5 protein-coding genes and 2 pseudogenes are annotated in these 6,311 nt (G+C 60.0%); 5 read left to right on the forward strand and 2 right to left on the reverse strand.

What is annotated here, in order from left to right:
- Positions 1 to 95: 95 nt before the first annotated feature.
- The 4 genes and pseudogenes from ACTZQ5_RS13645 to ACTZQ5_RS13660 all read left to right on the forward strand — a co-directional run.
- A pseudogene (locus tag ACTZQ5_RS13645) lies at positions 96 to 545 on the forward strand (tyrosine-type recombinase/integrase); the annotation flags it as partial.
- Positions 427 to 3,201 carry a PAS domain S-box protein gene (locus tag ACTZQ5_RS13650; RefSeq protein ID WP_443585689.1) on the forward strand — a complete coding sequence of 925 codons (2,775 nt, stop codon included), beginning with the start codon at positions 427 to 429 and terminating at the stop codon, positions 3,199 to 3,201. The pseudogene ACTZQ5_RS13645 and the gene ACTZQ5_RS13650, both read left to right, overlap by 119 nt.
- Before the next feature lie 188 nt (positions 3,202 to 3,389).
- On the forward strand, positions 3,390 to 4,007 hold the full coding sequence (locus ACTZQ5_RS13655) for a tyrosine-type recombinase/integrase (protein ID WP_443585690.1): 618 nt from the start codon (positions 3,390 to 3,392) through the stop codon (positions 4,005 to 4,007).
- A gap of 269 nt (positions 4,008 to 4,276) precedes the next feature.
- A complete protein-coding gene (locus ACTZQ5_RS13660) occupies positions 4,277 to 4,561 on the forward strand; it encodes a hypothetical protein (RefSeq protein ID WP_443585691.1) in 285 nt (94 codons plus the stop codon).
- Between the two features lie 216 nt (positions 4,562 to 4,777).
- Here the strand turns inward: ACTZQ5_RS13660 and ACTZQ5_RS13665 are convergent, their stop codons facing one another.
- Positions 4,778 to 5,359, reverse strand: coding sequence for a hypothetical protein (locus ACTZQ5_RS13665; protein ID WP_443585692.1), 582 nt, complete (start codon positions 5,357 to 5,359; stop codon positions 4,778 to 4,780).
- A 452-nt stretch (positions 5,360 to 5,811) separates the two neighbouring features.
- Between ACTZQ5_RS13665 and ACTZQ5_RS13670 the strand changes: the two genes are divergently transcribed.
- Positions 5,812 to 6,132, forward strand: a complete 321-nt coding sequence (locus tag ACTZQ5_RS13670; protein ID WP_443585693.1) for a hypothetical protein — start codon at positions 5,812 to 5,814, stop codon at positions 6,130 to 6,132.
- 71 nt (positions 6,133 to 6,203) lie between these two features.
- Here the strand turns inward: ACTZQ5_RS13670 and ACTZQ5_RS13675 are convergent.
- Positions 6,204 to 6,311 (reverse strand): annotated as a pseudogene (locus tag ACTZQ5_RS13675) (IS5/IS1182 family transposase); the annotation flags it as partial.

The following is a 6,311-nucleotide window of genomic DNA, read 5'->3' on the forward strand; positions in this document are numbered from 1 at the left end:
TCAACATGAGGACCCCTGTCATGGCGACGTTACCGACCGAAACACCCATTACCCCACTACGTCAGCGGATGCTCGACGACATGGCGATGCGCGCGATGAAAGCGCGGACGCAGCACGACTATGTCCGTCACGTCCGCGCCTTTGCGGCGTTCCTCAAACGCCCGCCGGATACCGCGACGGCAGAGGATGTGCGGCGCTTCCAGGTTCACCAGCGCGAACACGGCACGAGCGAGTCCGTCATCGGCGCCACGGTATCGGCGTTGCGCTTCCTGTTCGGCGTGACGCTGGACCGGCCGGATCTGTCACGCAAGCTGGTGCTGGCGCCGCGTCCCAGGAAGCTGCCCGACGTGCTGAGCGTCGATGAGGTCGGGCGGCTGCTGGAGGCGGCACCGGGCATCAAGTACCGGGCGGCGCTGGGCGTCGCCTATGGCGCGGGCCTTCGCGTGTCGGAGGTGGCGCATCTCAAGGCCGACGCCATCGACAGCAAGCGCATGCTCATCCGTATCGAGGAGGGGAAAGGCCGCAAGGATCGCAACGCGATGCTGTCACCGCAACTGCTCGCTGACCGGCTATTCGTTGGCACAGATGCGGGGACAACCGCTCCACGATGTCGTGCATCATACGCGTCCCGACGGGTCCCACTATCCCCTGGCCGAGTGCCCGATCGATCGCGCGTTTCCCGAAAGGGCGCAGATGGACGGCGAGGAACTGTTCGTCCGCCCGGACGGCAGCTTCTATCCGGTCCGGTTCACCGCCAGCCCGCTGCTCGACGAAGGCGGACAGCCGGTGGGTACGATTATCGAGGCGCGCGACATCACCGCCAGCCGGGCACGCGACGCGGCCCTGCGCGAATCCGAGGCGCGGTTCCGCAACATGGCGGACCACGCACCGGTCATGATGTGGGTCACCGATCCCGATGGCAATTGCACCTATCTCAACTGTGCCTGGTACGACTTCACCGGACAGACCGAACGTTCGGCGCATGGTCTTGGCTGGCTCGACGCCGTCCATCCTGACGACCGGCAATGGTCGGGCGAGCTGTTCCTCGCCGCCAATGCGGCTCGGGAAGCATTCCGGCTCGAATATCGGCTTCAGGACCGCAACGGCTACTATCGATGGGCGATTGACGCGGCATCCCCCCGCTTCGACAGCGACGGTACGTTTCTGGGCTATATCGGTTCGGTCATCGACATAAACGAACGTCGCGAAGCCGAAAACGCGCTGCGGATCAGCGAGGAGCGCTATCGGACGCTGTTCGAGACGATCGAAGTCGGCTTCTGCATCGTTGAGGTCCTGTTCGATGGCGACCATGCCGTCGATTATCGGTTCATCGAAGCCAATCCGGCGTTCGAGAAGCAGACCGGCTTGCTCCACGCCGCAGGCCGGACCGCACGCGAGCTGGTCCCCGGACTGGAGCAGGTCTGGTTCGATCGCTACGGACAGGTCGCGCGCAGCGGCGAAGCGGTTCGCTTCGAAAGCGGGTCGGACGCGATGGGACGATGGTTCGACGTCCATGCGCTGCGGATCGGGGCGGCCGATGCGAACCGTGTCGCCATCCTGTTCAACGACGTCAGCGCACGGCGAAATGCCGAGCTGCAACTGCGCCAGATCAACGACACGCTCGAACTCCGCGTCGAAGAGGCCGTGACCGAGCGCAAGCTGTGGGCGGATGTCATCGAGAACACCGACGCATTGATCGCGGTGGTATCGTCCGAGTTCCGCTATCTGGCGCTCAACGCCGCTTATGCAGATGAATTCGAACGCATCTTCGGCCTCCGCGCGAGCGTCGGCGATTGCCTGCCGGACCTTATAGCGCAGATGCCGGCCCATTACGCGCCGGTCCTCGCCATATGGGAGCGCGCCCTGCGCGGCGAGAATTTCACGGTCGTCGAAGAATTCGGCGATCCCCACCGGGACCGTCCCTATTACGAACTGCGCTTCAATGCGCTGCACGATCGCAGCGGCAATCTGGTCGGCGCGTTCCAATATGCGGTCGACGTGTCCGACCGTCTGCGCGACCAGGCGCGCCTAGCCAGCGCGGAAGAGCAGCTTCGCCAGGCGCAAAAGATGGAGGCAGTCGGCCAGCTGACCGGCGGCATCGCGCATGATTTCAACAATCTGCTCGCCGGCATCATCGGCAGCCTCGAAATTATCGAGCGCCGGCTTTCGTCCGGGCGGACCGACGGCCTCGACCGTTTTATCACCGGCGCACAGACCTCGGCGCAGCGCGCGGCGGCGCTGACGCAGCGCTTGCTCGCCTTCTCGCGCCGCCAGACGCTCGACCCCAAGCCGACCGATGTGAACCGGCTGGTGTTCGGGATGGAGGATCTCATCAGCCGCACTGTCGGTCCGGCCATCAAGGTCGAGGTGGTCGGCGCGGGCGGCCTGTGGCCGGCAAAGGTCGATGCAGCGCAGCTCGAGAGCGCGCTGTTGAACCTTGCGATCAACGCGCGCGACGCGATGCCGACCGGCGGGCGGCTGACGATCGAGACCGCCAACAAATGGCTCGACGACCGCGGCGCGCGCGAACGGCAGTTGCCGCCGGGTCAGTATCTGTCGATCTGTGTCACCGACAGCGGCACGGGCATTCCCAAGGACGTGATCGACCGCATCTTCGACCCGTTTTTCACCACCAAGCCGATCGGTCAGGGAACCGGCCTCGGCCTGTCGATGATCCATGGCTTCGTGCGCCAGTCGGGCGGGCAGGTCCGTGTCTACTCTGAGGAAGGGCATGGCTCGACGATGTGCCTGTATCTGCCGCGCTTCATGGGCGAGATCGGCGAGGAGCAGGTGCCCGACGAAGCGATCAGCGATAACGGTGCCGGACGAACCGTGCTGGTGATCGACGACGAGGCGACGGTTCGCATGCTGATCGTCGAAGTGCTGGAAGAAGCCGGCTACACCGCGATCGAGGCCGACGATGGTCCCTCGGGAATGAAAATCCTTCAGTCCGCCATCCCGATCGACCTGCTGATTACCGATGTCGGACTGCCCGGTGGCATGAACGGACGCCAGGTTGCCGATGCGGCGCGCGAAATACGCCCGGACCTGAAGATATTGTTCGTGACCGGCTTTGCCGAGAACGCCGCGATCGGCAACGGGCACCTCCCACCCGGGATGGCGGTCGTCACCAAGCCGTTCGTCATGACCGAATTGGGCAACAAAATCGTCCAGATCATGGAGACGCCTACGTCTATCTGACTGATAGGCGCTGCTACCAAGACCCAGGTTTGGTCATTTACGCATTCCGAGGTGGCACCAGAAACCCGCCGCTCGTTCAGCGTTGCCGCCGCCAGGTCAACCACATTTCCAAACCGCCGGTTTACCGCGCCTGCGTACGCTCGATTGGCAATCTGACCCGATGGAGAGGATCGATGGGTCACTCGTCGATGGACCCCGCCTTTCACGAACTTCGACCTTGGAACGAAGGCCGGTTGATTGGTGCGAAGCGCGCGCTGAAACAGCAACAGGTCTGGGCCATTCGCTTCTGGCTCGATCAGCAAAGACGACTGCGCGACCGAGCGCTGTTCGACTTCGCCATCGACAGCAAGCTACGTGGCTGTGACGTAGTCAGTGTGCGGATCGGAGATGTCGTTTCTGGCGGGCGCGTCCGTGACCGCGCCGTCGTGGTTCAACAGAAAACCAGACGACCGGTTCAGTTCGAGCTAATGGACACGGCACGAAAGACGATGCGGGCATGGTTGGAGCGTCGCGGCGGGACACTGAACGACTTCGTCTTTCCGAGCCGAAACGACTACATGGCTCACATGAGTACGCGGCAATACGCCCGGCTCGTACACGAGTGGGTGGTCGGCATCGGCCTTCCGCCGCAGGATTACGGGACCCACTCGCTGCGGCGCACGAAAGCATCGATCATCTATAAGGCGACTGGCAATCTCCGCGCCGTTCAGATCCTTCTCGGCCATGCCAAGATCGACAGCACGGTCCGCTACTTGGGCGTTGACGTGGAGGACGCTTTGGAACTGGCCGAACGCACTGAGGTCTGAGCTGACCCAATGCCGGACGATCATCGCCGTTGAGACGATACCCGAAACCCGCCATTCATTCAGGCGGATAGGACCACCGCTTCGGCCGGCTCGTGCGGGCGCATGGAACGGCCGGGATTTGGAGACCGCCGTTCGTGAGGAGGAGTATGTCGAGCGGGGTGTCTGGCCACGAGACGACATGCGGCGTTTGCCATAGGACTTTCGGTAGCTCAGAGGCACTGGCCTCGGCGTCAACGCCGCGATAACATCTCGATGGAAAGGATTCAGAAGTGGCCCGGCATTCAATTAAGAGCTTTAACGTTTCGGTTAACGCATCAGGAGATGCCGTTGACGTGGATATCGTTACCGAACTCAGGAAACCATATCGATTCGTATTAAGACCGGACGTGCATTATCCAACAGCACAGGATATTGAGGCGAAGTTGACTGCTGCGTTGAGTCATTGCGTCACCCATCATCAGAAAGCAGACTTCAACATATTCTCAGAGCGTTCGTATATTTCAATCAATGTGAAAGGGTTTATTGACACTCGCTTTACTGGAGATTCACTGTAAACGCTGACGAGAGCCGGAGGTTGGTCGGAAGCTACCGCCAGCCGCTTGGCTGCGCAGACCCAGTTCCGGCCATCCGCAGCTAACTTTCGCCTTCCCACATTCAGTCATTCGTTCATCAGCAGCTGCAGCCGGCCGAGGCAGGCAGGCATGTGCATTCGGTAGGCCGCCGCCTTTCCCACAAACGATGCTTGATCGGGAAAGCTGCCTGCAACCGCCCTATCTTGGACCAAGGAGTGATTTGAGCATATCGTCAGAGGCTGAGCTTACATCAACCGAAACTTGGGGACCGTTTCCGTCGTCAGCATCAGTGAGCCCCTTCAACAGCACAAGCATGTTCCCGGTCGGTGCGCGCTTGACGTACAACGTCAAGGCGCGGCCGCTCTTATCTTCAAGAGCCGAAAAACCGGTTGCCTTGAGAATGGTAGATAGATTGCGATAAGCCTGCTTCGCATCCTTCGTATCAGCTAGAACGACATGGCAGCGGTTTGGAGCGTCACCTACACCAACGAAGATATTAAGGGGCTTTGCCTGCGCTCTATACCAAGTCGGTACATGCGCATACGTGCCCCGCAATGCTGTGGGAGGACTATTAAGGCTCTCTAGCAGAAGCTTAGGTGCTCGCTCTTGCGTTAACGGTGTTCCATTCGCTATCCCGAAGCACACATCCGGCACGATATTTGTGAAAGCGATGGGGAGGTCGGGATCGCCGGCCGTAACCTGTGATGCCGCGACACTAGATGCCACCAGCATTATGCTGGCGGCAAAGCTGGCGATCCATACTTTTGAACGCTTGGTCATGCGGCCTTGTCGCACAGATCGAGTTAAGGCGATCTTTCCCGATTGGGAACGGCCAGCGAGACGGCTCAGGGGTTCTCGGAATCGATCGAGAATCGGGAAGGTCCGATCGAGTGCGACCATCTAAAAGTTAAGGCTGTTTCCCGTGCGTGCATCGTCTCAGACTCCCGGCTGGTAAAGCTAGCCCATGCTGCGCCATGATACGAGCGGCTAATCCTGAGCTTTGAACAGTCGCAAATACGCAATAGCCACGCGGATATGTGCGCTCGACCTGACCGAACGCTAATAAATAGTCTTGCTTATCGACGCTCAGCATAACTGGATAATCCCGGAGAAACACGTCGAAATTATCTCCCCTATACCGGGTTATAGTCGCCATGTTTATGGCAAAATGATCCACTCTCTCTGTTACGTTGTTTCGAAACTCCCAAGCCTGCCAAACCCTATCTACAATAATGGATGACAAAGCCCAGCAAAGTACGCCGCATATTAAAGATCCTACGATCGCCGACAATGCGGTCTTCCATGTGCGGGGCGAAGCTCCCACCGCAATTAAGAAGCTAATAATTGCAACACTTATCCCAATAGATATTTGCCAGTTAGACCATCCTGCCGCTTCGGAAGTTAGCTCTTGGCCGTTGCTCGTCATCGAACAAATTGCGCCTGCTATCCCGATCGCACCGGCAATTAGATACGGAAAAGACGCCCGCACCTGCTCGCGCAGGTTTCGTCGGACAAAAAAATCGCTGTTCCTCATCTCCATAGATCGTTTGTAGCCGATCACCGTAAAGGATGTCCTAGGCTGCCGGCGATGTTCTTCGCTTCGCTTAGGGTCAGGACTCGTTGATCACAGCCAGAAGATGACGGTGGCAGCGAGGGCAATAGCGGAGAGGAAGGCGGTCGGGCATCGATCGTAGCGGGTAGCAACCCGGCGCCAGTCTTTGAGGCGGCCGAA

It is taken from the genome of Sphingomonas cellulosilytica (assembly GCF_052321755.1).
GTDB lineage: Bacteria > Pseudomonadota > Alphaproteobacteria > Sphingomonadales > Sphingomonadaceae > Sphingomonas.

Bases quoted from the DNA above. Each gene is read 5' to 3' on its own strand.
- ACTZQ5_RS13655 (WP_443585690.1), top strand. From the start codon at position 3,390: ATGGACCCCGCCTTTCACGAACTTCGACCTTGGAACGAAGGCCGGTTG.
- ACTZQ5_RS13670 (WP_443585693.1), top strand. From the start codon at position 5,812: ATGGATGACAAAGCCCAGCAAAGTACGCCGCATATTAAAGATCCTACG.
- ACTZQ5_RS13665 (WP_443585692.1), bottom strand. From the start codon at position 5,359: ATGACCAAGCGTTCAAAAGTATGGATCGCCAGCTTTGCCGCCAGCATA.
- ACTZQ5_RS13650 (WP_443585689.1), top strand. From the start codon at position 427: ATGGCGCGGGCCTTCGCGTGTCGGAGGTGGCGCATCTCAAGGCCGACG.